Source organism: Curvivirga sp., assembly GCF_965219885.1.
Lineage (GTDB): Bacteria > Pseudomonadota > Alphaproteobacteria > UBA8366 > Aestuariispiraceae > Curvivirga.
The window spans coordinates 2097501-2123173 of record NZ_CBDCOT010000009.1 but is presented as its reverse complement, the minus strand read 5'-3'; the positions used below and the strand labels follow the sequence as shown (position 1 = coordinate 2123173).

Genomic DNA, 25673 nt, shown 5'->3' with positions numbered 1-25673 from the left:
CAAGCGTTATGGCAAACTTAGTTTTGCCATACGCCCTCCATCAGCGGTGTAAACTTGTCCTGTAATAAAGCCGCTTTCTTCAGCCGCTAAAAATGCCACCAAAGCAGCAATTTCTTCTGTGTGACCTGTGCGTCCAATAGGATGAATAGTGCCTATATCTGCACGAAACGTATCTGGGTCAGGCATAGAATCTATGAAATCGTTATTTAACTTTGTATCAATCCAACCCGGTGCCACAGCATTACAACGAATGCTGTCTTTCCCATGATCAATTGCAACGGCACGTGTGAGGCCATGTAAGCCTGCCTTTGTAGCACAATAGGCCGCATGTAACGGGTTCGCCCCCAATCCTTCGATAGAACCTATATTGACGATACTTCCCTTGCTTTCACGCAAATAGGGCAATGCAGCTTTAATCAATAAAAAAGGAGCTGTAAGATTTACACGAAGATTACGGTCCCAATCTTCCAAAGACATATCTTCAATGGCGGCTTCCTGCATCATCCCTGCGTTGTTCACAAGAATATCCAAACGTCCGGCCTTCGCGACAATAGTGGAAATAGTATCTCCCGCGGCATTTGGATCGCTAAGATCTGCCAAAACACCTTCGAATTCTTCTTCAACACTACGCTGCGCGGTAAAGACACGTGCCCCTTCGCTAGCAAGACGTTGGGCTATAGCTTTGCCAATGCCACCGTTACCGCCTGTAACTAAGGCAACCTTGCCCTCAAAACGCATCATGAAACTGACTTTCCGCCATTGACTTCAACCAGCGCCCCACACATGTAACGTGCTTTGTCAGAAGCTAAGAACAGAATGACATCCGCGATATCTTCAGGTTCAGCAATCCGTCCCAACGGCACGGTTTTTCCCAATTCAGCAACAGCCGTATCAGGGTCAAAACCACGCTTTTCAAACCCCGTGCGCAACATCGGCGTATTTACCTCATTAGGACAAACAGCATTAATACGAATACCTAGATGCGCATGATCATGCCCCATACATTGGGTAAGTGACGCAATTGCCGCCTTAGTCATACAGTAAACAGCATGATTTGGCCCGGGATGCACGCCCCAGCAAGACGCAGTATTCACAATCGCACCGCCACCGGTTTCTGCCATGATCGGAATAGCGGCCCGGCAAATGCGGAAAGGAGCCTCCACATTCACCCCTAGTGATAAATTCCAATCATCATCGGATGTTTCTGTTACCGATCCACGGGTGATGACACCCGCATTATTAATCACAATATCTAGCCCACCGAGCACATCGGCTACTTGTTTTGGCAAATTATCTGCATAATCCTTTTCAAGTAAATTACCTGAAAAATGTGCATCGGCCTCAATACCTGATGTATCACGATCAGCAACAGCTACTTTCGCCCCTTGTTCACGAAGGCCTGCTACAATAGCAGCACCAATACCGCCTGCAGCCCCTGTCACCAGCGCTTTCTTCCTTGCAAATTCCATCTATTTTTCCTTTATGCGAATGACGCTACCGGCACACCGAAGAGACTTTCATCAGGTTCGATACCTAAGCCAAAACCTGTTGGTTTCCTGATATGTCCATCGATAATTTGAATGCCATTTTCGCTGTCGTAATTCCCTTCGATATAAGGGGCAGCTAACCAAACACCTTCACTTAATTTCGGGTTGATCGTTGATCCAATATGCGTACAGGCAGCCGCAATGATATCACCGCCCCATGAATCATCACATGTATGTGGTAACGCACGTGCTTCGCAAACATCCCGGAAAGCCGCCATTTGCTGTAATCCACCGATACGGGTTACTTTCATCCCGAAACCATCAACAAGATTACTTCCGGTAGCGGAAATCACTGTATTTAAGTTCACACTATTTTCATCCATATAAACCGGATGATTAATAAGCGGACGAATACGTTGTAATTCTTCGACAGTGTTACAAGGTTGTTCAAAAATAAAAGGGATATCCTGACATTCACGGCTGAGACGTAATACATCACGACCTAACCAACCTCGATTGCCATCCGCTGCCAAGCGCATACCAGTTCCCTGAACGACTTCCCAAACCTTGCGAAGCGTCTCAATGTCCAACTCAACAGGTCGCCCACCAAGTTTCACCTGTAAACGTGGATAACCTTCTTTCAGCTTTTCTTTGGCAAGGCGGGCAATATCATCAGGCGCACCAATACCTGACGCATAATATGAAGGCACATTGTTCGTAACTGCCCCGCCAAGTAAGTCAGATACAGATATTTTATGGTTCTTGCCCAAAGCATCATAAACCGCAATATCAATAGCTGCCTTGGCATAATTATGACCATTCAGTAAACCTGCCATATGCCGATGAATAGAGAGCGGCAAGATATCCGCCCCGATCAACCCTTGTCCCATTTCAGACAACGCAGCCAGTGCCCCTTTTGAATGGGATTCTGCATATGTTGGACCAACAGGGCATGTCTCCCCCCACCCAACGATACCGTTATCCGCAACGATCTTCACCAATGTGGTTTGAAGGGACCATACTTCGGCATTTGCCATGGTATATGGCCCATTCTTTACCGGAAGATCATGTTGATAGAGATGAATCTCTTTAATCTTCATGAAACTTCCTTTCCCTTAGTGTGACTGGTTCAATGCATCAGCGGCCGGGATTTCACGTTCACGACGTGCGATATAATCCAGCAGCTCTTCATTTTTGGCGTCATCAAGTTTTGGTTCTTCATATTCTTTCAAAAGCTTTCGAGCATGTTCCAAAGCACGTGCGGTGATTTCTTTGCTGCCTTCCGCAATCCACTGTTCAATTGAGTTATTATCGAATAGTTCCGGCATGAAAAACGCTTCCTGGAAATTTTCCTGTGTATGAGGATGGCCTAAATAATGACCGCCCGGCCCAACGTCAGGCACAGCTTTCAAAGCCGTATCAAAGTCATGCCATTTAGGCCCTTCTGCCATACGGTAAGCCATGGCACATTGTTCTGCATCCACTACAAATTTTGCGACCGAACAATGCATACCAGCCTCATTCCAACCTGCGGAATGCCATATATAATTAGCACCTGCATGTGTAACAGCTGATAAAGTTGTCGCACTTTCATACCCCGATTGGGCATCCAAAGTCTTTGCGCCACCCAATGTGTTAGATGTACGCCATGGCACCTTATAGAAACGCGCCATCTGACCAATCATGAAGTTCATCAAGCTGATTTCCGGTGTACCCGCCATCGGTGCGCCGGATTTCATACTTACAGTTGATAGATAATGACCGTAAATCGCAGGCGCACCTTTGCGGATAACCTGTGTGTAAGCCAATGCAGATAAAGCTTCCGCGTTAAGTTGCGCTACAGTCGCAGGCACTGAAGCAGGCGTATTTGCCCCACCCAACACGAATGGTGAACATAATACCGGTTGATTACGTCTGCAGAAAGCACGCATCGCACCTAACATAACTTCATCCCAAACAAGTGGGGAGTTCCCGTTACAGTTCCCTGTCGTCACGGGGTTTTGATCAATGAAATCTTCTCCAAACAAGATTGCGCACATATCCAACACATCTTCTGCATTCTTCGGACTTGTGGTCATTCCCATAAACATTTTGTCGGAATGTTTCATAGAAGAATAAGTAATACGTAAATGGCGTTGACTAATAGGATGATCATAGGGCTCCACGATATGATGCGCGGAACTATGCAAGGCCGGCATCATATGGCTGAGTTTATGGAACATTGCCAAATCATCCAAAGTCGGATTTCTGCGAACGTCGTCCAGATCTCTTAAGAACGGCGCACCGGTCATAGGCACAAATACAGCGTTTTTACCACCAAGCTTCACGTTATTTTTTGGATTACGTGCATGGTATGTAAATGTTTCCGGGATCGTCTTGATCAGTTCACGAACTAAACCTCGATCCAGATAAACGATTTCTCCATCAACTTTCGCACCTGCTTTTTTCCAATCTTCAAGTGCTATCGAGTCACGGAATTGAACGCCGACATTTTCCAGAATGTCCATGGACGCGTTATCAATTTTCTCAACTTGCGCACCATCCATCACTTCACAAAGTGGAATATTGCGTTCCAACCCCGGCAACATATCAAATTTTGGGGCAGTTCTAATTTCACGGCGGGCGGCGCGGCCTCCTGAACGATTGCGCGCTCTGGCTTGAACGGTCATTTCACACGACTCCTTCTTATACTTTTAGGGTCCATTTTAAGCTGTGTGCATCATAGGCCTATGCAAAAAACTGATGAGGTAATTTTCCGAACTTGCAGTAAAAGAATCCGACATATGTAATTTTTATGACAAGAGTGGTATGATATCCCATTTACAAAGCTATGAAATTATGTATTTAAAATGTATACAATATAAAAGTGATGTTTTTAGGATCAATAAAAGCGTATAAAGCCCAAGAGTAAGCACGCCACATAGAGAGGAGGAAAAATGCATATAAATCCAAAGAAATTTAGTTTCTTGCTACTTCCTGATTTTACTCTGCTGTCCTACGTTTCTGCCATTGAAGTTCTACGCCAAGTGAACAAAGTTATGGGGGCGGATACTGTTGAGTGGCAGGCGTTAAGTTTAGATGGAAATCCAGTGCGATCTTCCAATGGTATGTTGATGCCAGTAGATGGCATGATTAGTGAAACCAATTATGTACCATGGCTTTGTGTTTGTTCGGAAGATTTAGTGCCAGAAACGAAATCTTCCAAATTATATAGCTATCTCAATATGCTAGATCGTTTTGGTGCGATTGTCGGTGGATGCGGTTCCGCTACCTATATCCTGGCCCGTAGTGGATTATTACGTGATAAATCCAGCACCATTCATTGGGAATATTTAAATTCTATGCAAGAAGAGTTCCCAGAACTAGATCTCACACTCGACTTACATATCATCCATGATCGCCGCTTTACTTGTTCTGGCGGGGCTGCCGTTCTGGATTTAATGATGACATATTGTGAAAAATACTTTGGTACGGAAGTCTCTGATGAAATACGTTGTCAGCTGCTCATCAATCAAAGCCTTGAAGATCGCCAATATTATCAACGTTCTACTCTTGTCAGTCGATCAGCACGCTATCATCCAACCCTTGTAAAAGCTATTCAACTCATAGAAGATAACATGGAAGCACCGCTGACCCGTAAGGAGTTAGCCGATGAATGCGGTGCTAGTATCCGCAATATCGAGCGCCTATTCCAACGCGCCTTTAAAATGGGCCCCGCTGCTTATTATGTGGATGTACGATTAAAACGTTCCCGTAATTTATTATTGAACACAGCCATGCCGATTTCAGAAATTGCCCTCGCTTGCGGTTTCCGTTCGGCCTCTCATTTTAGTAAACGGTTTAGAGATAAATTCGGGTTAACACCTTTAAGCTTGAGAAGTAATAAATCTTCACAAAGTGACGTGAAACAGGCGCGTTCTTGAGATAAAAAAGCCAGACGGTGTTCCATCTGGCTTTTTGCTTATTCATCTTCAGTCATTTCAATCATTACAAAATGACCATGTTCAGCTTTCGTGGAAAAGCTTAACTCTATTGGACCTTTAACCTTTAATGAATCCCGCTCTGCTAAATCGCTTATTCCTTCAATATTAACGCTGCCTTCCACCACATTGATATATGCTTGCCGTGTCTCTTGAAGGGTATATGTAACGACAACCTCGGAATTGGTTAATTCACTCGCATAAAAATTCACATCACTTTCCAGATAAAGCGGTGTTTCATTTTTATTTGTTTGATTGCCTACAATGTGAAGCAATCTGTTTTCACGGTCAGACAACTCAAACTTTTTATTTTCATATCGTGTCGGCAACCCCTTTTGGGGCGGCATGATCCAAATTTGTAAAAACCTCGTCCAGTCGTGATACTTGTTCAATTCAGAATGCCAAACCCCGTTACCGGCAGTGATCGTTTGTACGTTTCCACGGTGAATTTTATCTTCCTCTTGGGTTTCACTATCCCAATGAGTTAGTTCTCCCTTGATCATATAACTCACGATTTCAACATCCTTGTGGGAATGTCGATCAAAGCCGCCTTTCGGGGCAACAACATCATCATTAATAACCCGCAAAACACCGAAATTCATATTTTCTGGATCGTAATAATCCGCAAAAGAAAAATGAAAATAGGTATTGGCCGGATGACGCGCACTCGCAGGCGTATAGTGTAAATTTGCTGCAGCGACTTTAGTATATTGCTTGGTCATGACTTCTCTCTTCCATAGATGGTAAAAAAGGCCTGATATAATCCATATCAAGCCTCATCCCTTTTATTATTGAGCGAATTTTACATTTGCTAAGAAAGGCAGGCGAATAGCATATGCGCCACTTCCCAGGATAATTTGCACAATTGTCGACATAATCAAAAATGCCGGAAATTCCCATCCGCCATTTGGCGCGCTAAATAGCCATCCATTACCTGCATGAACAACCAAAGCACCAAGTAACACAGGTAATAATGCAACCGATACCAAGCGCGTTGCGATACCAGAGATCAATGCAACACCACCACCGACTTCTGCTAGGATCACCAAATAGGCAAAAAAGCCCGGAAAGCCAACACTTTCAAAGAAACCAGCGGTCCCGGCAGGTGTAAATACTAATAGTTTTAATAAGCCATGTGCTAAAAACATAACACCTAATGTCAGGCGATTTACCAGAGCAGCTAACTCCGCTTTATTCAAATTTTCTTGTAACATATCTTTCTCCATCAATTTGATTATTGCGAACCATCTTCGCGTGTCTGAGAAAGATATTGCCAATTTCTTATTTGTAGATAAATATAGTTATTATTGATTAATTGTATTCAATTTATTGACAATGGATATTTTGACAAATATGCGCAGTGGTAGAACAAGGTAACTTTACCAATGCAGCAGACCATCTTGGGATCGCAAAAGCATTAGTAAGTAAATATGTTGGCCAGCTAGAAGAACATCTAGGGACACGCCTATTAAATAGAACAACAAGAAATGTTTCTGTAACTGAAACAGGACAGCTTTATTATGAGCGTTGTCAACAGCTTCTAGAAGATCTCGATGATCTGGAAACTTCTATACAAGCCAGAGACAGCAAACCGCATGGAAAACTTAAAATCACAGCACCAACTACCTTTGGCGAATTATATCTCACAGAAGCTATTTCCGACTTCCTATCACAACATCCTTTTGTAGAAATCCAACTAACGTTAACAGATCGTTTTGTGAACATTATCGAAGAAGGCTTCGATTTAGCGTTACGTATCGGTATACTAGAAGATACCAGCTTAATTGCGCGAAAATTGGGAGATATACGCCTCGTTACTTGTGCATCCTCAGAATATCTAAACAAACAAGGCTATCCTGCCCATCCATCTGAGTTAGGTAACCATGCCTGCATCTTAGATAGTAATATGAAAACAGTAGATCGGTGGCCATACCAGATAGATGGAAAACCAGTAAATATATCGACTAAAGGCCCATTTCAGGTGAATAGTGCACAAGCTGTCAGAAACACCGTTTTAAATCATGCAGGGATTAGTCGCTCGCCGATTTTTGTTGTGAGTAAAGATATAAAAGCGGGGCATTTAAAACTTTTATTTGAAGACTACGAGCTACCTGCACAAGGTCTGTTTGCAGTTTATCCTCATCGTAAACATCTAGCTAACAAGACCCGTGCTTTCATCGATTTCTTACAAGTAAAATTTAAACATACCCCGCCATGGGAAATAGATTAATTCGATCCTATTGAATAATGCCCGCTAATCTATCTTTTAGGTTCTCAATACCTTCCGCAACTTCACGAGATCCTTGTTGAATTTGTTCCGATAATACACCTACCTGAGATGCCTGCCCTGTAATACCACCGATTTCATTGGTAACCATCTGAGTTGCGTCTGCAGTTTGTTGAACATTCATCGCAATTTTTTCAGCACCTTCACTGCGTTCTACAACCGTTTCAGCAATTGACGTCGCCATTTCATTTACTTCGCCAATGGTAGAAGCAATAGTCGAGATACCTTTAACCGCCAATTCAGTTTGATCTTGAATCTGGCGAATTTGCTGACTGATATCTGCTGTTGCCTGACCAGTGCGTGTCGCTAAGCTTTTTACTTCGTTTGCGACCACAGCAAAGCCCTTACCCGCTTCACCAGCGCGCGCAGCCTCAATCGTTGCATTCAGAGCCAGCATATTTGTTTGATCCGCAATTTCATCAATAAGATTAATCACATCACCGATTTTGCGTGCATCCTCTGCAAGCCCTTGAATAGCGCTATTTGCATTATCTGCATCATCAGAAGCCTGTGTCGCCACATCGGAAGAACGTTCTGCCAATTTAGCAATTTCAACAAAAGATGCACTAACTGCCCGTGTTTCTTCCACAACGGCATTTGCATTATCCGTTGCTTGAGTAGAGCTTTGAGCCACAGATTGAGATGTCTCTTCTGTCGATTTTGCTGTTTCAGCCATCTCTAAAGAAATTTTCCCAAGATTGCTCATATTATCCTGAATAGATGAAACAGTATCTTTTAATTCTGCATCCAAACGGTCAGACATGCTTTGCAGTTTATCACGCATTTCAGCCTGACGTTGCTCATTCTCAATGGCTACGCGTTCCTGAATTTCTTTAAGATCAATAGAACTTTTTCGCAGTAAGACCAAGGCTTCAGCCATAACTCCCATTTCGTCATTACCAGTTTGAGGAATATCAACATCCGTCTCCCCATTCCCGATAGAACGCATAGCTTCTGCAAATTTATTCATTGGCTTGAAAGTGATGAATTGCAACATCACCGCACCCAATAAAATTCCAATAACAATAAACGCACTTAACGTACCCAATGCGATGAATTGTTGATCATTCAACTGATCGTTCAAATCAGCAATATCACTTTCGATAATCGCATTTGCCCAAGGTTGATCAAAGGCATTTAATAACGTCACATTGGTTCTAATTAAACCGGGTTGGTCTAAAACTTCCGGGTCTGCGACCTCTGTCACTTCAGCGGCTTCTGTTTCGTCTACTTCAGAGCCTTGTGTCTCTTCAGGCGCAGATGTGTCAGATGCCTGCGCAAGCCCTTCATCAATAACCAACTCACCCGATAAGTTATTAAGAATGAAACCTCCGCCTAAAGGATCAGAAAGTCCTGTTAAGGCAACGCTTGGATCCGTGACGACTTCCAAGAAACCAATCACACGGAAACCGCCAACGGGTGCCACAATACTATGAACCGCGCGCCCTTGATCAGTTGTCCAATGATAACCAACCGCTTTACGTTGTTCTTTTTTATCTCTTGCCTTTAACTCTTCGAGTAAATTCGCATGAGAATTAAAAATAGATTCCCCTTGGCCTTTTGTTGAATGGCTAATCAAGTTGAAATCTTTATCAAAGATGGCACTATTTACATAAATCATTTCGCCTGAAGCAAAAATTGGTTCCTGCACAATGGCTGTCACTGATGTTTCAATTTTTCGTAGATTATTCTCTTTAACAGACTTCACACGGTCTGGCAGACGGGTCCAATTTGCCGTCTCATTATTAATCTTTGTCCAATATTGACGTTCAATCCTGTCATTAACCAGCCCCTGTAAACTGGTTGCCAAGCTTGATGAAACTGTTTCAGAAAAAAGCTTTTTATATGTATTGGCTGTCCAGATTGCATCTGCAAATATGCCAATTGTAAATAGTACAGCGATTGTTAGAAGAATTTTGCGTAACGTCCAGAATTTCTTGTCGCCTAGCACGATTTCGATCCTTTAACTTTATTTAAAAGTTCCCCACCACCTAAAAGCATAGCTTACTAATCTTAATAAACAACTAATATTTACAATATTTTTATGTTTTTCTTGTGATTAATCATGATCTTAGCGGGCAAAACCCAAGTAAAGCTATACGTTTTCCTTAAAATTTCATCATGTCATTTTGTTCTAAGGCACCATCCCCATATGGGGATATTTTCTATTTTCAGTTTAAGGAATACTTGATCATCAATTAATATTTGAGGATAGGAAGATGAAAGGTATCGTATTTAACGTTTTCACGGGTATGGTTGATGAGAAGTTTGGGGAAGAGATGACAGAAAAACTCATTGCCCAAAGTGACCTTCCTTCCAAAGGCGCTTATACTGGCGTAGGAACCTACTGCTTCAAAGAAATGGTGGCATTAGTGACTGCACTCAGCAAAGAAACGAACCTGCCAGGAAATGAATTACAAAAGATATTTGGTGAATATCTCTTCGGTAAACTAGCCGCCAAATATCCTATGTTCCAAACGGATGATGATACGCTATTCACCTTCCTTGAGAAAATCGAAAACTCTATTCATGTTCAGGTAAAAAAACTTTACCCGGAAGCTGAGCTACCAACTTTTGAAAATACCCGTCCCTTCCCGCATGTGTTAGAATTAACATATCAATCGAAACGCCCCTTCGCAGATGTAGCAGAAGGGTTGATACGTGGGGCGAAGGCACATTTTGGTGAAGAAGTTCTTATTGAGCGTGAGGATTTTGAGGTGGAAGTTGGTTCCAAGGCACTCTTTCGTATAACAAAACAGGTTTAATATATGACAGATACTCCTGAAGACATGGAAGCTATTTTAAGAGCACGGCTAGAACGTGAAAAAGCTGCACGTGAGCAAGCTGAAGATTTGTTAGAAAACAAATCTCTGGAACTGTATATGGTCAATCAATCTTTGGAAGATGCAGTACGTAAGGCAAAAAATGACTCAGCCCGTGTGAATGCCATTATGAATTCTATGAAGGATATAGCTATTGCAACTGACGAGCAGTTAAATATTCATGATGCAAACATTCAGGCAATTATGTTTTTAGGAAAAGCTTTGCCCGACTTAAAAGATCAAAGCCTATTGCAAATGCTTCCGGTATCCAACCCTCCTCAATATCAAGATTTAATTAGAGAATTTCTGGACGAAAATTCGGAGGTCCAAGATATAGAAATCTTTTTCAATGATGATGAGCAAACTTGTTTCGAGTTATCTATTTCATCTTTTCAACATAACGAAGAAACCTACCTGTTACATATTCTACGCGATATTTCTCGACGCAAGGTTATGATGCGTGAGCAACAACGTATGGAAGGAGAACTTGCACAAGTAGCGAAATGGGAAGCTGTTGGTCAGTTAGCAGGCGGTATTGCCCATGAGATTAATACACCCTCACAGTATATTGGCGATAATCTAAAATTCTTATCAGACGCTTCCAAGGATGTTTTCGCAATCTTGGAAAAAGCGCTGTCCTTAAAAGTCGCCTGTAATGGGAAAGAAGAATATGCGTCTCTAATTAAAAGTATTGATGAAGCTATCGAGGAATATGATTTACCTTTCCTCTTAGAAGAATTACCACTTGCCTTCCAACAATCAAGTGAAGGTATTGCCCAAGTATCCCGCATCGTCTTGGCGATGAAAAACTTCTCTCATCCCGGAACAGAAGACAAAGAACCAATAGATATTAATCAGGCAATTGATACCACGTTAACTGTCTCACGCAATGAATGGAAAACAGTCGCCTCACTTGAAACTCAATTTGATGAAAACATCGGCGCGGTGAAATGCATCCCAGGCGCCATAAATCAGGTTTTCTTGAACCTTATTGTGAATGCTGCACATGCTATTGCGGATCATAAGAATGGTGTGCAGGGAGAGCTAAAGGTTACTACCAAGAAGCTTGATGACCAAGTGGAAATTCGTATCTCTGACACAGGGGGTGGTATCCCGGAAGAACATCACGCGAAGATTTTCGATCCGTTCTTCACGACGAAAGATGTCGGCAAAGGCACAGGACAAGGGCTATCCATTGTTCATGATATTATCGTCAACAAACATGCAGGTGAGTTAAACTTTGAAACACAAGCCGGTGTGGGAACAACTTTCGTTATAAATATGCCGATCGACTCAAATGAATAATTTATTCCCCCTTCCCTGACTCGAAAACTTCCCCTCAAACAAATCAGGGGAAGTTCTTTTTTAATCCACGAATATCAATTATTCATATAAAAGTTGATTGTAAAACTTGCACCACCAGCAGCGGAATCCCCTACTAAAAATTCGGCTTTATGTTTGTTTACAATGATATCATGGCAAATAGACAAACCTTGTCCTGTGCCCTTTCCAACGTCTTTGGTTGTGAAGAAAGGTTCAAAGATTTTACTTTTAATTTCTTCGGGGATACCCGTGCCATTATCTTCCACTTTAAGGGATACAGTATTATCATTGGAATGGGTTGTAATTACAATTTCCCCAATCCCTTTTCCATTTTCTTCAATAGCATGAGCAGCATTCACAATCAGATTTAACATAACCTGATTTAACTCACCTTCCAGACCTTGAATAGATGGTAAATCCTGATCCAAATTAAACTTCAATTCAGCACGGTTCTTCCATTCGCTTTGACACACGACACTGGATCGCTCAATAATCTTATTTAGATTGATGGTAGACATCTCCTTGGACACAGGATGTGCAAATTCTTTCATGGCCAGGACGATACTTGAAACTTGTTTTACCCCTTCAATCGATTGCGAAACTGCAAGAGGTAATTCATCTTTCAAGAAATCAATATCTGCTTCCTCATAGGCCTCAAGACACTCTTTTAGCTTAGCGGTACAAACTTCATTTACTTCTGCTTCTTTACCTAATCCTACATACATATCCAATGTTTCAAGAAGGTCTTCAACAGCTTCCCCCATAAACCTGATATTATCGCCAATATATTGAATTGGCGTATTGATTTCATGAGCAATACCGCCGGCAAGTGTGCCTAAGGATTCCATCTTTTGACTTTGCAACAAGTCACGTTCAAGTTGTCTATTTTTTTCTTCTGCAACGATAATATCTGACACATCTGTGTCTACATATACTTTACCACCGGACGACATCTCCCGAAAGCTATGCATCACATGTCGCGCCCCCGGGAAACTGGAAATCGGCAATTCACCTTTTGATGCTTTTTCGAAAATATCTTGATAATGCGACGCAAATTGTTGCCCAAGACTTTCACTCAAGCCTTCCTCTTCGAGTATTGTTTCACTGACCCCATGAATATCTCCATATGATTTATTCATATGAATAACTTTATCATCCCTATCTATGATTAATATTCCCTGAGAGAGACTGGCAATGGCATCATATAAAACGGACTCAGCGACAACACGTTTACTTTCTTCTTGCAGACGTGCATCTTCTAATTCAGAGGCATAGCGTGCCAATGATTTTGACATCTCATTAAAGCTATGAGCTGTATCCGCAAGTTCGTCTTTTCCGCTAACCTTGATTGTGTAACCAAGATCACCTGATGCCACCTTCTTTGCGCCTTTTTGTATAGAGTTTAACTGACGGGTAAGCATCCCACCCAAAATGAATCCAAATACACCAACAAGCGCAATCTCAACTAACGCTAAAACCAACATATGTTGGCCTGCATCATCAATTAAACTTTCCAATTGCCTTGTATCTAATCCCAACTCAACTCTGCCAAATTCTTCCTGATCAATAGTAATGGGAAAACTGACATCAAGAATTTGATCCTGAAGGGCATCTTTAATGCTAGTGTCTTCAAAAAATTCACGATTGAGAATATCGTCTGAGCCTTGCTGTGATAGAACCGCACCAGATCCATGAATAATGCGCAAATATAGAAAACTTGGGTTAGTGAGCGCCTTTTCAACCATCGCATCTAAAGTTGCGATATCCATAGAAATAACAGCGTCTGTCGTCATCGTTGCAAATAATTGGGCGGAAGTACGTGCACGTTCTAAAAGCTGTTCTTCATTCGAATCCTGCAGATATTTCATACTGCTGAATACTAAGATGGATAAAAGAACAATTTCAATCAGTGCGATTCCTAAAATCGTTTTTAATCGAAACGACATTTAACCTCACCTTGTTGTTCAATTTTCGTATCAGCCATCGACAGTTCTAAATCGCGGACATCATTCCAGGTATCATTGGTTGCATTTTGAATACCTTTCATACCGATATTCTTTAAAAGTTCTGGATGTTCTTGAGAAATTAAAATCATAGCGGCTTGTATTGCCTGTTTTCTTTTCTCATCCATATCGCCCTTCACTGCAAATGCATGAGGTGTATAACCATTTGTTCGGTAAATAACTTTCAATTGGTCCTTCAAATCATCAGGAATACTGTTAAAGGTACGTTGTACGCCACCACCTGCCGGCATTAATTTATTTGCAACTGCCTTATATACACTATCATGCGATTTTACATAAATAGGTTCAAAATCAATATTTTGCCCCTGCATTTCCGCGCGTGGTAAAACGCTTGCCCCAAAGGCAGCTGGAGATGGAAAAGCGACTTTTTGACCTCGTAAATCTTTTAACGTCAACACATCAGAATCGCTTCTAACCACGATCAGTCCTTTTAACTTTTTCTCTGTTTGATGGGCGATAGCCTCATACCCGGATTGTTTACTAAAAACAGTGTAATGATAGGGATTCATATAAGAAATATCATAAGCGCCTTTTGCTAAACATTTTTCAAAACTTGGAATATCTTTCATGGTCGCAAACTGAATTGTCATCCCAGTTTGGTTTGAGATTTCATTCATAAACGGTCCCCACATTTTTGCTAAACGACTAGCCGCTTGCTGTGGAACAATACCAAAATACAATCTATTGTCAGATGCAGATGCGACATTGGAAGCAGAGATAGCTAAACCCAAAAACGCGGTAGCGATTACAGTATGATATAGTTTCTTCATGACAGCCTCCTATAATTTAAATCTTCTTTAACTTTCCACATCCACCGAAGTGAAAACATCCTCATTTGGTGACAAACTTAATTAGATTTGAAATTCTGAATGATTTTTTGAATAAATGCTTCTATCTCTTGGTCATCAAAGTCGAGCTGGCTTCGCAAAAAACTATCCTGTTTTAGTATAGGGAAAATTTCAGTTTCGTCCTGATTTACGTCAGAAATTAGATTGGTAAGCAGTTGGGCGAAATAAACACAAGTGATGATCGCGGCATTTTCGCCCTGCCAGTCATCTGGGCTATGATGATAAGCAACAGCTTCGCAAATCTCTATTGGGAACCCCCATAGCCCCAAGATATATCCGCCAATTGCTGCATGATGATACCCTATAAATTCTTGTTCAAATTCAAATATGGGCTTGGATGTTGTATCCGCTTTGTTAGCAGCATGCTTAAAAACCTCGGGTTCTTCTGCCGCAATATACAATGTGCCAATATGAGCTAAAGCACCTGCAGAAGATGCCCAGTCACGTTGCTGCTCATTTAGCTCCAATTTATTAGCTAATTGTCCTGATAGTTTCGCAATAGACATTGAGTTTTCACTCAGATTGCTCAGAATATTTATGAGATCATCCTGTTTTTCAAAGACCCTGAAAAACCCCTCCAATAAAGCAAGACTTCTAATGGTGTTTAAACCAAGTAAATTCAACGCAGTTTCCATTTTTGTAACCTGCTGTGGTACACTGAAGAATGCTGAATTACTAATCCTCAATATTTGACTTTTTAAGCCTAAATCTTGCTCAATTAGAGCACAAATATCCTGAACATGTGCGTCTTTATCAGCAATAGTATTTAATAATTTTAAAAAGAGATCTGGCAGGGATGGTAAAGATTCCAAGCCCGTAATTTTGGCACGAATGCCTTTTTCATCAATCATAGAACGCAAGTTCAGAATGCGAGTTAAATTCTGTTCTAAAACTTCAAAGTCGCATGGTTTAGCAAAATATTGATGGGCTGGTCCAACAACTTTCAAAATCGCTTCATTCTCAGCATATCCAGAAAGCACAATACGTGTCGTGCCCGGTGACTTTTCTTTCACCTTCTCTAATAATTCAGCGCCGTCCATCTCTGGCATGCGCATATCTGAAACGATGATATCAATCTCATTATCTTCTATAATCTCTAATGCATTCTTGCCACCAACAGCAAAACTCATTGACCATTCTTTACGCTTCCCACGAAAACCACGACGCAATCCCTGAAGAATATTCTCTTCATCATCTACAAATAAAACATGTGGTTTCTGCGACATTATTCCCTCATCTTTCGCTACTATTTTATTGTATTTATTCTTAAAAATCTATTATTACGATAGTTATTCTTTGCTAAATTCTTTATTTTCAATAAACTTTTAAATCACAAAACAACATTAATCCCTTCTAATATTTATATTTTAGATATAGAATTCATTAAACAATAATAGAATTGGCTGTTTGATATCCATCCCCATTTGAGGACTGACCTTCATTCGTCAATTTTTGATCAAAAGCGAAAGTGTAGAATGTCAGCAAAACCACGTATTCTTTTTGTAGACGATGAAAAACTTTTATTAGATGGGATCATTCGATCTACTCTAAGATCAAATAAAAATGACTGGATAATACAATCTACTGCCAGCCCATTTGAGGCTATTGAAATGCAGAAAGAAAACGCATTTGACGTTGTGGTCACAGACTATAGCATGCCTCAATTAAATGGCATCCAACTGGCACAAAAAATTCACGAGATAGATGCGACAACTCAAATAATCATGTTAACAGGTACGGCGGATTTAGAAGTTGTAACCCAAGTTATTAACACAACCGAAATTTTCCGTTTTTGCACCAAACCTTGTGATAATGAAGAATTACAAAGCTGTATCCTAGACTCACTTGAAAAAAAGACAGAGGTCAGTTCCAAAACTCAAAGTTCTGATATGTATCACAAAGCGGCCCTAGATCGTTTGTCTGTTGGTGTTATTATATGTGATCGATCTGGCAAAATTTCATCCATTAACAAATATGGGCAGGAAATATGTAACAAGGCTGATTCAGTCGTTATCGACCGCGATAATATTCTACGTGCGGTTCAAGCTAGCCATCGCGATAAAATTACAGAAATACTGAAAGTGCCTTTAGCTGAAGAAACCGCAATTTCATTAGATAAAGAGCATAGCGATACAACGTTGACGATTATCGCATCGGGGTTTGAAGATACAAATGATTTATGCCTGCTCCTATCTGATCCTGATATGCATATCGCACCATCTGTTGAAACCTTACAATCCCTATATTCTCTTCCACCATCAGAGGCTCGATTACTTCATCATTTGGTGAATGGACAGAACCTGAAAGATGCAGCTGATAAAGTTGGGTTAACGGATAGCTCTGCGAGGACTTATCTGAAACGTATATTTATGAAAACCAATACGAACAGCCAGTTATCTCTCATTCGGACAGTCTTGTTAACACCACAATTACAAACAAGTGCCTAACTTATCTCTTAATCAGAAACTTGACGCTGCACAGTAATAGGGTTTGAGATTTTTTCAACCTCAATAATTTTTTCTATTTTCTTTAAATGTGCTGCCGAAATGACTGTATCTTTGGCGAGAAGCAATCTCCCTGCGTCAGATATCAAATCCTCCATCAGGCGATAATCTGCTTCTAATAGACCTATTGGCAAAGAGATCGTTTCCACATCTTCTGCAGTGGTGCTATTAGCATGATAATGCCAAACCGTATCTAAAATACGTTCATCAAATCCTTGAAATTTATCTAGAAACTCTTGCTTCTTAGTGGAAAGAAAAGTTTCACTACTTGTTTCACTGACAATATAATTTGTAATCGTTAATAGCTGACTTTCCATATTTTGAGGAATGACACCTTCAAGGTCAAATAATCCATTATCATTGATTAGAGAAGATACTTCATTCACGCGAGGTATGTTTTGCAGTAACCCATTCATAACGCCTAAACTATCTTTCGCTTCTTGAATATCATCTGCGTTCAAAGGTAATTTTTGTCGGCGTTTTTCTTGTAATTCTTCTGAGGCAATAAAGTTGCTAAATGGTAATAGCATCGCAGCTAAATTCACTTGCCAGAAATTTTCTAACAATAAATTCTTTTGATATTGCATCACCAACTCGCGAACCTGCCCCGCTTGGGCAGACTCACGTGGGGCAGTGAACGCAAACAAATCCACAAGGAATTTCAAACTTCCAGCAAGTGTTGATTCCAATAATTCCTTCTCTGCATTAATCAGATTAAATTGCTTAATCGCAGAATCTATCACTTTGGATAATGCATCAGAATCACAGGGTTTTTTAAGAAATCTAAAAATCTCACCTTCATTGATGGCGTCCACAGCGGTTTGCTGATCAATATTACCTGTTAACATGATACCGATAATTGACTTGTTTTGAACTTTCAGTTTTTTCAAAAATTCCAAACCTGTCATCTCAGGCATGCTCATGTCACTTACAACAACAGCAATATCTTCATTTTCATTTGCAATTTTAAGGGCTTCAGCACCACTTGTAGCTGTAAAAAGGCTGTATTTCTTCCGAAAATGTCTCTTTAATCCGGATAACAGATTAGCATCATCATCGACTAAAAGTACTTTTCTCATCAGCTATTCCCTTCAGAAATTGAAATACAGAAAATTTGCCATATTCAAAAAGTACTTTAAATCGTAAGCAATGACTGTCCCTAAATGGGAACAATCATTAAAATATATTTCTTACTTGCTTAGCTCGCCTCAGATCCACCTGTAATCAATTAGTGAGTTTTTGGATAAACCTAATCAAGTGTTTCGCAACCGTGGCTCCATCTTCTAATAAGATCGAATGCTTTAATTCAGGTAATATTACCAATTCGGAATTGGCAAGTTCATCATGGATTAACTGGTTCAAACGCGGGTTGCATCCGCCATCTTTCTCACCTGTTAAAACCAGAGATGGGACCTTAACCTCATGTAACCAAGGCAACATCTCCGTGCCAGCATAAATACGAAATACATTCATAAATATTTCAGGATCAGTGTTGATTACTTGTTTCAGTCGCCGTTCTACAATATCCGGATGTTTATCTAAAAAGCCGTCTGTATACCACCTATCTTTTAACGCAGGTAAAACATTGGAGACCCCTTTTTCTTCCATAGCATGAACGACCGCCCAAACCTTATCACTATCTTCCTGTGTTCGACCTGCAGCTGTAGAAAGAATGCCCAAAGAATGAACACGCTCAGGATATAAGCGCGCGTATGCAGGCCCTATCATACCCCCTAACGAATGACCGGCGAAATGTGCCTTCTCTATACCAATTTTCTGACGCAACAGTTCAAGATCAGCAACCAATTCATCTAAGCCGAATTCCTCAGTCGGTTTTTGTGACTCACCATGACCTCTCAAATCATAGCTGATCACTGTGAAATCTTTCACCAATTCAGGAATAACAAATCGCCAGGTGTCTCTTGCAGCCCCTATCCCATGAATAAGAAATAACGGTTTCCCATTCCCTTCAATTGTATATTCACATTCCAATGCTTTAACCATGTCCTGCCCCTTTATTTATCTGGCACCAAGTCACAACATAGTTCCCCACGAACACCCCAATCTTCTTTATCTACATCACTTAGAAGTACGGTCACCCCTTCTTTGTTACCGCCTGCAACACGAACAAATGTCTCTGTTAATTCTTTAACTAACTCGCGTTTTTGCTCGCGGTTTCGCCCCTTAAACATCTCTACTCTGATAATAGGCATTATTTAATCTTCCTCTTTTTAGTTTAGTTATGTGGTTTCACGATGTGATAGTCACCATCATAATAAGCCAAAGGTTTTTGATAACTCCTCTGCACATCTTGTACATTGCCAATTAAAATGTGGTGGCTTCCATGCGTAACGGTTTCAACAAGTTTGCATTGAAACGTGGTTGCACCAATGATTTCTGGTGCCTCTGACACACCATCCTTTAGCGGTATGCCCTGAAATCTATCCTCAAACTCCTGATCAATCCTTCCCGCGAATTGATTAGCTATGCCTTGTCCATCGTAGGGCAATACATTTACGCAGTATTTTTCATTTATTCGCACAGATTGTGCAATTCGACTATCTGCTTTAAGGCATACAAAAACAGATGGCGGATCCGCAGTTATAGAATTAAATGCGCTAACAGTCGCTCCATGTCGTCCTGCTGGTCCATCCGTTGTAACAACAGTCACAACTTGTGCAACACCACGCATTCCATCAATAAATCGATGGCGAAAATCGACAATATCATTCTCAACAGACATATTACACAGCCTTCTTCACATCAGTTTCTATATTCTGAAAACTTGGCATGACGTCTTCTGCAAATAATTGCATTGTATCTAGTATTTCCTGCTGTTCTGCACCAAAGTTGCTATTCACAATCACACGGTCAATGCCAAGGTCTTGATAGACACCTAATCGATCTATCATTTCTTGTGGTGAGCAAATCATTAAAGATGCATCCATCTCATCTCGCGTTTGTTTTCGTGGCAATGGTTTGATGATTCCTTCCTCAACAATACCAGGTCCCGTAAAAACATTATCGAAGCGCGAATAATATTCGTAAGCCAAATCCAACTTTCGCTGACGATCGCTTTCCGATTTGGTTGGGAAACCAACCCGCGATAATGAAAGGGTCAAATGTGCGCCTCGTGCACCCATTTCCTCTTTCGCACGATTAAAAGCATCAACTTGATCAAGCAGTAGTTGATGATGACCAGAAAGTGGCGTTGTCTGAATATGAAAGCCACGCTTTGTACAATGATAAATTCCTTCTGGATTTAGCACTGCCATCATCATTCCCGGACCACCAGCTTGAACCGGACGGGGCATTAATGTCATCGGTTCAAATTTATAATATTCACCGTCCCAGGAAACTTCTTTTTCCGATAAAAGAGCCTTTAAAACATCCAGAGATTCATTAAACTTTGCCTGTGTCTCTTCCATAGTGACACCAAGGCGTTCCATCTCATATTTAAAAGCACCGCGCCCTACACCAAGTAATAATCGTCCTTCACAAAGTGCATCCGCAATTGCCACGTCACCTGCGTAAGTACGCATGTCATGTAAAGGCAGAACAACAATGGATGTGATGATGTTCAATTGCTTTGTCAGTGCAGCAATTTTTACTGCTAATTGCAGCGGAGCAGGCATCATCAAGATATTCAACATATGATGTTCTGTAATAGAAACAGATTCAACACCTAACTTTTCGGCATGAACAGCTTGTTCAACCATCTCATTACATACTTTATCTGCTGTATATTCATGAGAGTTTGCAATGGGGGATAATTGGAAACAGAAATCCATTGATTGCTCCTAATCTATCTAAAGCTCAACATTGATAGATAACTTGTCACAATCTTTTAATTTTTGAAAACGAAATTAATTCAGCGATTACTTGAAATTAATCAAACTAATTTTTATATACATAGTCAAATTATTGTTTCAAATGCAATTGCATTTTATGAATAGCATTTTCCAACCAAGGCCAATTATCCTTAGCGTGCAAATTATTGATAACAAACGATTGTCGATAAAAACTGGGGCAATTACCTACTTCATAAATTAATTCTGCTTGCAAATGCTTTGATGCAAGACGACGAGGTAAATAGGCACTCCCCCCAAATTTCAGGATATAATCCAAGGCCCATCCTGGCGTGGATATCAAAGAGCCAGAATTCATTTCTTCCGAAAATACTTCCGCATGTTGTCGGCGTATTTCTGGCCCCATATCCACATATACATAATCATCTTCGTTGATCCCAATTTGATCAGCATTCGTAGAAATTAAAATCAGCTCATCCGCAAATAAAGGGGTGGCTACAGAAGTACTTGTAAGCGTATCTTCAAAAGAAAATGCAAGATCCACTAATCCCGTATCAAGCCAATGTGTGATTTCTTTCTCACTACCTGACCAAATAGATATCGCGACATTCGGATTTTCATTTCGCATAAATTCTAAAAAATAATCACCGACCTCATTCCATAAGTCCATATGGCATCCAAGGTTACATATATTGTCATACCCACTCGGAAGAGACAGTTCGTAATTCGCTTGTTTCCAAGTTTGTATTAGCAGTTCAGCATAGCGTTGAAACTTAAAACCCGCCGATGTTAGTTCTACACCGGATCTACTTCTGATAAGCAGCTTTTGTCCTAATAATTCTTCCAATGAATTTATTCGGGTTGTCACTGTAGATTGAGTAACATTTAACCGATCCGCAGCTTGTACTAGATTACCTGCAGCAACAACTTCAAGAAATGTTTTAACAAAGTATAAATTCATATTTTCTAGCCTCAGTTAGCTTCAAGCTATGCCATTCCTCTTTAAGGCATAGTTCTGTTTCAAAACGGAGTGGAAGATAGATCACGATATATATTCTACAATCTTATTTATATGGGACAATATGTTACGTAAAATCTTTAAACTGAACAGTAACACTAAATTTTCTTGCATTTCAACGTGCCCCAAAGGTCCTAGGTATTTTATGCATCTACTTGGATATCAACCATAAAAAAAGCCTCCACATTCCTGCTGAGGCTTATTTCGTTGGTTGCGGGGGCCAGATTTTAGTGCGCTTGACTTCGTCAATGCTCCTTGTACTTGGTCTATTCGCTATCGCGAAGCGGCGTTCTACCGCCCTCCTTATCCCTGCGTTTGCCCTGACTTTATTCGTCAATTCAAATCCTAATCTCAGTAATCTAAAATGTAAAAAGGCCGCCCTATAGGACGACCTTCTTACATATTGGTTGCGGGGGCCAGATTTGAACTGACGACCTTCAGGTTATGAGCCTGACGAGCTACCGGGCTGCTCCACCCCGCGATAATATATTTATTATCGCGGGGAGGGTATTGATTTCCCACGCAGCTCACGCTGCTTCGGGAAGGGCCCGCGATAATCTTTAAAGATTAAACCCATTCAGCGTTAACTGAATGGGTTTATGTAATTTGATCATTGTGATCTTGTCTATGGAAGGCTTGGCAGCGACCTACTCTCCCGCGTCTTAAGACGAAGTACCATTGGCGCTGGGGGCTTTCACTGCCGAGTTCGGGATGGGATCGGGTGGATCTTCCCCCGCCATAACCACCAAGCCATCGATAGACAAGGTAAGTTAATGAAGGACACTAAGTGCCACTTAATAAGATTATAAGTTGTATTTGCTTGATACGAGTTTCTGATTTTCATCAGATATCTATATTTCGTTCAGCGAATGTATACTTCAAAGATCAATGTCACTGTAAGCGACGATTAAGGATTGAAGCCTATCGAACAATTAGTACTGGTAAGCTACACGTATTACTACGCTTCCACACCCAGCCTATCAACGTGGTAGTCTTCCACGGTTCTCAGCGAGACCTAGTTTTGAGGGGGGCTTCCCGCTTAGATGCCTTCAGCGGTTATCCCGTCCATACATAGCTACCCTGCTGTGCTACTGGCGTAACAACAGGTCCACCAGAGGTATGTCCATCCCGGTCCTCTCGTACTAGGGACAGCTCCTCTCAAGTCTCGTACACCCACGGCAGATAGGGACCGAACTGTCTCACGACGTTCTAAACCCAGCTCACGTACCACTTTAAATGGCGAACAGCCATACCCTTGGGACCTGCTCCAGCCCCAGGATGTGATGAGCCGACATCGAGGTGCCAAACACCCCCGTCGATGTGGACTCTTGGGGGGTATCAGCCTGTTATCCCCGGCGTACCTTTTATCCGTTGAGCGATGGCCCTTCCATGCGGGACCACCGGATCACTATGACCGACTTTCGTCTCTGTTCCACCTGTCGGTGTCACAGTCAGGCGAGCTTTTGCCATTGCACTCATCAGACGATTTCCGACCGTCTTGAGCTCACCATCGCGCGCCTCCGTTACTCTTTGGGAGGCGACCGCCCCAGTCAAACTACCCACCACGCAGGGTCCCGGATCCGGATAACGGACCGCGGTTAGACATCAAAATATACAAGGGCGGTATTTCAAGGTTGGCTCCACGAATACTGGCGTACCCGCTTCAAAGCCTCCCGCCTATCCTACACATATAGATCCTGATGCCACTGCGAAGCTGTAGTAAAGGTGCACGGGGTCTTTCCGTCTAACCGCGGGAACCCCGCATCTTCACGGGGAATTCAATTTCGCTGAGTCTGCGTTGGAGACAGTGGGGCAGTCGTTACGCCATTCGTGCAGGTCGGAACTTACCCGACAAGGAATTTCGCTACCTTAGGACCGTTATAGTTACGGCCGCCGTTTACCGGGGCTTCAATTCGCAGCTCTCACTACTCCTTTTAACCTTCCGGCACCGGGCAGGCGTCAGACCCTATACGTCGTCTTTCGACTTCGCAGAGCCCTATGTTTTTAGTAAACAGTCGCCACCCCCATTTCTGTGCCACCCATACCTGGTTGCCCAAGTACAGGTCTCCCTTCTCGCGAACTTACGGGAGTATTTTGCCGAGTTCCTTCAACGCAGTTCTCTCAAGCGCCTTGGTATGCTCTACCATCCCACCTGTGTCGGTTTAGGGTACGGTCTACATGTGGAGGCTATTTCCTGGAACAGCTTCGCTGCATTCACAATCCGATAAGCAAATACAACTTACGCCATCCGTCACTCATCCACAGGCCCAGGAATATTAACCTGGTTCCCATCGCCTACAGCTCTCGCTCTCGGCTTAGGGGCCGGCTCACCCTGCGCGGATTAGCCTTGCGCAGGAACCCTTGGGATTTCGGCGAGAGTGTTTCTCACACTCTTTATCGCTACTCATGTCAACATTCGCACTTCCGATACCTCCACGGACCCTCACGGTGCCCGCTTCAGCGGCTTACGGAACGCTCCGCTACCACTTACATAAATGTAAGTCCACAGCTTCGGTACGTGGCTTTAGCCCCGGTACATCTTCGGCGCAAGACGGCTTAACTAGACCAGTGAGCTATTACGCTTTCTTTAAACGATGGCTGCTTCTAAGCCAACGTCCTGGTTGTCTTGGCCTTCTCACATCCTTTCCCACTTAGCCACGATTTAGGGACCTTAGCTGGTGGTCAGGGCTGTTTCCCTCTCGACTATGGACCTTAGCACCCATAGTCTGTCTGCCGAGTAGTACTTCACGGTATTCGGAGTTTGGTTAGGTTTGGTAAGGCTCGCGCCCCCCTAGCCCATCCAGTGCTCTACCCCCGTGGGTATTCACTCGACGCTCTACCTAAATAGATTTCGCGGAGAACCAGCTATTTCCGAGTTTGATTGGCCTTTCACCCCTAGCCACAGGTCATCCAGTAATTTTTCAACATTATCTGGTTCGGTCCTCCAATGCATGTTACTGCATCTTCAACCTGCCCATGGCTAGATCACTCGGTTTCGGGTCTAATCCAACGAACTATACGCGCTATTAACACTCGCTTTCGCTGCGCCTACACCTATCGGCTTAAGCTCGCTCGCTAGATTAAGTCGTTGACCCATTATACAAAAGGTACGCCGTCAGGACTCATGTCCCTCCGACTGTTTGTAGGCATCCGGTTTCAGGGTCTCTTTCACTCCCCTTATAGGGGTACTTTTCACCTTTCCCTCACGGTACTTGTGCACTATCGGTCGCATGGTAATACTTAGGCTTGGAGAATGGTCTCCCCATATTCAGGCAAAATTTCACGTGTTCCGCCCTACTCAAGGACCTGTCATCAACTGTACCTGTACGGGGCTATCACCCACTATGGCCACACTTTCCAGAGTGTTCCAGTTGTTAATGACAGGCCACTGGCCTGGTCCCCTTTCGCTCGCCACTACTCAGGGAGTCTCGGTTGATTTCCTTTCCTCCGGGTACTTAGATGTTTCAGTTCCCCGGGTTCGCCCCAACATCCTATATATTCAGATGCCGGTACCTCAAAGAGGTGGGTTTTCCCATTCGGACATCCCGGTATCAAAGTTTTTTGGCAACTC

The 25673-nt window shown here is 42.1% G+C and carries 21 protein-coding genes, 1 tRNA gene and 2 rRNA genes (1 of these 24 only partly in view); 5 read left to right on the top strand and 19 right to left on the bottom strand.

Annotation, left to right across the window (positions count from 1 at the left end; genetic code table 11):
- Window positions 1–6 precede the first annotated feature (6 nt).
- The 4 genes from ACOQOA_RS15495 to ACOQOA_RS15480 are packed head-to-tail and all read right to left on the bottom strand — an operon-like array spanning window position 7 to window position 4156.
- Window positions 7–741, bottom strand: coding sequence for an SDR family NAD(P)-dependent oxidoreductase (locus ACOQOA_RS15495; protein ID WP_420549514.1), 735 nt, complete (start codon window positions 739–741; stop codon window positions 7–9).
- Entirely contained in the window at window positions 738–1469 is a 732-nt protein-coding gene (locus ACOQOA_RS15490; protein WP_420549513.1) for an SDR family NAD(P)-dependent oxidoreductase, read from the bottom strand. The genes ACOQOA_RS15495 and ACOQOA_RS15490 overlap by 4 nt, the downstream gene beginning before the upstream one ends.
- Window positions 1470–1480: 11 nt before the next feature.
- Window positions 1481–2587, bottom strand: a complete 1107-nt coding sequence (locus ACOQOA_RS15485; protein WP_420549512.1) for a mandelate racemase/muconate lactonizing enzyme family protein — start codon at window positions 2585–2587, stop codon at window positions 1481–1483.
- A 15-nt stretch (window positions 2588–2602) separates the two neighbouring features.
- Window positions 2603–4156: a trimethylamine methyltransferase family protein gene (locus ACOQOA_RS15480; protein ID WP_420549511.1), complete on the bottom strand. Its 1554-nt coding sequence runs from the start codon at window positions 4154–4156 to the stop codon at window positions 2603–2605.
- A gap of 267 nt (window positions 4157–4423) precedes the next feature.
- Here ACOQOA_RS15480 and ACOQOA_RS15475 point away from each other — a divergent pair, with 267 nt between their 5' ends.
- Window positions 4424–5410 (top strand): GlxA family transcriptional regulator, encoded by a 987-nt coding sequence (locus ACOQOA_RS15475; protein ID WP_420549510.1) that lies wholly within the window; start codon window positions 4424–4426, stop codon window positions 5408–5410.
- Between the two features lie 38 nt (window positions 5411–5448).
- Here the strand turns inward: ACOQOA_RS15475 and ACOQOA_RS15470 are convergent, their stop codons facing one another.
- Both ACOQOA_RS15470 and ACOQOA_RS15465 read right to left on the bottom strand, forming a co-directional pair.
- On the bottom strand, window positions 5449–6189 hold the full coding sequence (locus ACOQOA_RS15470; protein ID WP_420549509.1) for a pirin family protein: 741 nt from the start codon (window positions 6187–6189) through the stop codon (window positions 5449–5451).
- A gap of 66 nt (window positions 6190–6255) precedes the next feature.
- Window positions 6256–6681, bottom strand: coding sequence for a DoxX family protein (locus ACOQOA_RS15465; RefSeq protein WP_420549508.1), 426 nt, complete (start codon window positions 6679–6681; stop codon window positions 6256–6258).
- Between the two features lie 146 nt (window positions 6682–6827).
- Between ACOQOA_RS15465 and ACOQOA_RS15460 the strand changes: the two genes are divergently transcribed.
- Window positions 6828–7697 carry a LysR family transcriptional regulator gene (locus ACOQOA_RS15460; RefSeq protein WP_420549507.1) on the top strand — a complete coding sequence of 290 codons (870 nt, stop codon included), beginning with the start codon at window positions 6828–6830 and terminating at the stop codon, window positions 7695–7697.
- A gap of 7 nt (window positions 7698–7704) precedes the next feature.
- Here ACOQOA_RS15460 and ACOQOA_RS15455 read toward each other — a convergent pair whose 3' ends face one another.
- Entirely contained in the window at window positions 7705–9705 is a 2001-nt protein-coding gene (locus tag ACOQOA_RS15455; protein WP_420549506.1) for a methyl-accepting chemotaxis protein, read from the bottom strand.
- A 268-nt stretch (window positions 9706–9973) separates the two neighbouring features.
- On the opposite strand from ACOQOA_RS15455, the gene ACOQOA_RS15450 reads away from it, so the two are divergent.
- Window positions 9974–10519: a heme NO-binding domain-containing protein gene (locus ACOQOA_RS15450; protein ID WP_420549505.1), complete on the top strand. Its 546-nt coding sequence runs from the start codon at window positions 9974–9976 to the stop codon at window positions 10517–10519.
- Window positions 10520–10522: 3 nt separating this feature from the next.
- A complete protein-coding gene (locus ACOQOA_RS15445; RefSeq protein WP_420549504.1) occupies window positions 10523–11881 on the top strand; it encodes a sensor histidine kinase in 1359 nt (452 codons plus the stop codon).
- A gap of 74 nt (window positions 11882–11955) precedes the next feature.
- Here ACOQOA_RS15445 and ACOQOA_RS15440 read toward each other — a convergent pair whose 3' ends face one another.
- From ACOQOA_RS15440 to ACOQOA_RS15430, 3 genes are all read right to left on the bottom strand, one after another.
- Window positions 11956–13845 (bottom strand): ATP-binding protein, encoded by a 1890-nt coding sequence (locus ACOQOA_RS15440; protein WP_420549503.1) that lies wholly within the window; start codon window positions 13843–13845, stop codon window positions 11956–11958.
- Window positions 13830–14693, bottom strand: coding sequence for a phosphate/phosphite/phosphonate ABC transporter substrate-binding protein (locus ACOQOA_RS15435; RefSeq protein ID WP_420549502.1), 864 nt, complete (start codon window positions 14691–14693; stop codon window positions 13830–13832). The genes ACOQOA_RS15440 and ACOQOA_RS15435 overlap by 16 nt, the downstream gene beginning before the upstream one ends.
- 77 nt (window positions 14694–14770) lie before the next feature.
- Entirely contained in the window at window positions 14771–15997 is a 1227-nt protein-coding gene (locus tag ACOQOA_RS15430) for a response regulator (RefSeq protein WP_420549501.1), read from the bottom strand.
- Between the two features lie 249 nt (window positions 15998–16246).
- Between ACOQOA_RS15430 and ACOQOA_RS15425 the strand changes: the two genes are divergently transcribed.
- Window positions 16247–17218 (top strand): DNA-binding response regulator, encoded by a 972-nt coding sequence (locus ACOQOA_RS15425; RefSeq protein WP_420549500.1) that lies wholly within the window; start codon window positions 16247–16249, stop codon window positions 17216–17218.
- An 8-nt stretch (window positions 17219–17226) separates the two neighbouring features.
- On the opposite strand, the gene ACOQOA_RS15420 is transcribed toward ACOQOA_RS15425, so the two are convergent.
- From ACOQOA_RS15420 to ACOQOA_RS15380, 9 genes are all read right to left on the bottom strand, one after another.
- On the bottom strand, window positions 17227–18354 hold the full coding sequence (locus ACOQOA_RS15420) for a response regulator (protein WP_420549499.1): 1128 nt from the start codon (window positions 18352–18354) through the stop codon (window positions 17227–17229).
- 145 nt (window positions 18355–18499) lie between these two features.
- On the bottom strand, window positions 18500–19279 hold the full coding sequence (locus ACOQOA_RS15415; RefSeq protein ID WP_420549498.1) for an alpha/beta fold hydrolase: 780 nt from the start codon (window positions 19277–19279) through the stop codon (window positions 18500–18502).
- Window positions 19280–19290: 11 nt separating this feature from the next.
- Window positions 19291–19488 carry a tautomerase family protein gene (locus ACOQOA_RS15410; protein WP_420549497.1) on the bottom strand — a complete coding sequence of 66 codons (198 nt, stop codon included), beginning with the start codon at window positions 19486–19488 and terminating at the stop codon, window positions 19291–19293.
- A 23-nt stretch (window positions 19489–19511) separates the two neighbouring features.
- Window positions 19512–20018 (bottom strand): flavin reductase family protein, encoded by a 507-nt coding sequence (locus tag ACOQOA_RS15405; RefSeq protein ID WP_420549496.1) that lies wholly within the window; start codon window positions 20016–20018, stop codon window positions 19512–19514.
- A 1-nt stretch (window position 20019) separates the two neighbouring features.
- On the bottom strand, window positions 20020–21066 hold the full coding sequence (locus ACOQOA_RS15400; RefSeq protein WP_420549495.1) for an LLM class flavin-dependent oxidoreductase: 1047 nt from the start codon (window positions 21064–21066) through the stop codon (window positions 20020–20022).
- 130 nt (window positions 21067–21196) lie between these two features.
- Entirely contained in the window at window positions 21197–22045 is an 849-nt protein-coding gene (locus ACOQOA_RS15395) for a LysR family transcriptional regulator (RefSeq protein WP_420549494.1), read from the bottom strand.
- Window positions 22046–22506: 461 nt separating this feature from the next.
- Window positions 22507–22583 (bottom strand) — tRNA-Met (locus ACOQOA_RS15390).
- 153 nt (window positions 22584–22736) lie between these two features.
- Window positions 22737–22852 (bottom strand): 5S ribosomal RNA (gene rrf, locus ACOQOA_RS15385).
- 161 nt (window positions 22853–23013) lie between these two features.
- Window positions 23014–25673: ribosomal RNA gene (locus ACOQOA_RS15380) — 23S ribosomal RNA — on the bottom strand; it runs 83 nt beyond the window's last position.

Excerpts from the sequence above, each read along its gene's own strand:
- ACOQOA_RS15485 (WP_420549512.1), bottom strand. The coding sequence starts at position 2,587 with ATGAAGATTAAAGAGATTCATCTCTATCAACATGATCTTCCGGTAAAG.
- ACOQOA_RS15465 (WP_420549508.1), bottom strand. The coding sequence starts at position 6,681 with ATGTTACAAGAAAATTTGAATAAAGCGGAGTTAGCTGCTCTGGTAAAT.
- ACOQOA_RS15410 (WP_420549497.1), bottom strand. The coding sequence starts at position 19,488 with ATGCCTATTATCAGAGTAGAGATGTTTAAGGGGCGAAACCGCGAGCAA.
- ACOQOA_RS15430 (WP_420549501.1), bottom strand. The coding sequence starts at position 15,997 with ATGTCGCAGAAACCACATGTTTTATTTGTAGATGATGAAGAGAATATT.
- ACOQOA_RS15400 (WP_420549495.1), bottom strand. The coding sequence starts at position 21,066 with ATGGATTTCTGTTTCCAATTATCCCCCATTGCAAACTCTCATGAATAT.
- ACOQOA_RS15435 (WP_420549502.1), bottom strand. The coding sequence starts at position 14,693 with ATGAAGAAACTATATCATACTGTAATCGCTACCGCGTTTTTGGGTTTA.
- ACOQOA_RS15445 (WP_420549504.1), top strand. The coding sequence starts at position 10,523 with ATGACAGATACTCCTGAAGACATGGAAGCTATTTTAAGAGCACGGCTA.
- ACOQOA_RS15420 (WP_420549499.1), bottom strand. The coding sequence starts at position 18,354 with ATGAGAAAAGTACTTTTAGTCGATGATGATGCTAATCTGTTATCCGGA.
- ACOQOA_RS15450 (WP_420549505.1), top strand. The coding sequence starts at position 9,974 with ATGAAAGGTATCGTATTTAACGTTTTCACGGGTATGGTTGATGAGAAG.
- ACOQOA_RS15415 (WP_420549498.1), bottom strand. The coding sequence starts at position 19,279 with ATGGTTAAAGCATTGGAATGTGAATATACAATTGAAGGGAATGGGAAA.
- ACOQOA_RS15405 (WP_420549496.1), bottom strand. The coding sequence starts at position 20,018 with ATGTCTGTTGAGAATGATATTGTCGATTTTCGCCATCGATTTATTGAT.
- ACOQOA_RS15475 (WP_420549510.1), top strand. The coding sequence starts at position 4,424 with ATGCATATAAATCCAAAGAAATTTAGTTTCTTGCTACTTCCTGATTTT.
- ACOQOA_RS15470 (WP_420549509.1), bottom strand. The coding sequence starts at position 6,189 with ATGACCAAGCAATATACTAAAGTCGCTGCAGCAAATTTACACTATACG.
- ACOQOA_RS15395 (WP_420549494.1), bottom strand. The coding sequence starts at position 22,045 with ATGAATTTATACTTTGTTAAAACATTTCTTGAAGTTGTTGCTGCAGGT.
- ACOQOA_RS15440 (WP_420549503.1), bottom strand. The coding sequence starts at position 13,845 with ATGTCGTTTCGATTAAAAACGATTTTAGGAATCGCACTGATTGAAATT.
- ACOQOA_RS15425 (WP_420549500.1), top strand. The coding sequence starts at position 16,247 with ATGTCAGCAAAACCACGTATTCTTTTTGTAGACGATGAAAAACTTTTA.
- ACOQOA_RS15495 (WP_420549514.1), bottom strand. The coding sequence starts at position 741 with ATGATGCGTTTTGAGGGCAAGGTTGCCTTAGTTACAGGCGGTAACGGT.
- ACOQOA_RS15480 (WP_420549511.1), bottom strand. The coding sequence starts at position 4,156 with ATGACCGTTCAAGCCAGAGCGCGCAATCGTTCAGGAGGCCGCGCCGCC.
- ACOQOA_RS15490 (WP_420549513.1), bottom strand. The coding sequence starts at position 1,469 with ATGGAATTTGCAAGGAAGAAAGCGCTGGTGACAGGGGCTGCAGGCGGT.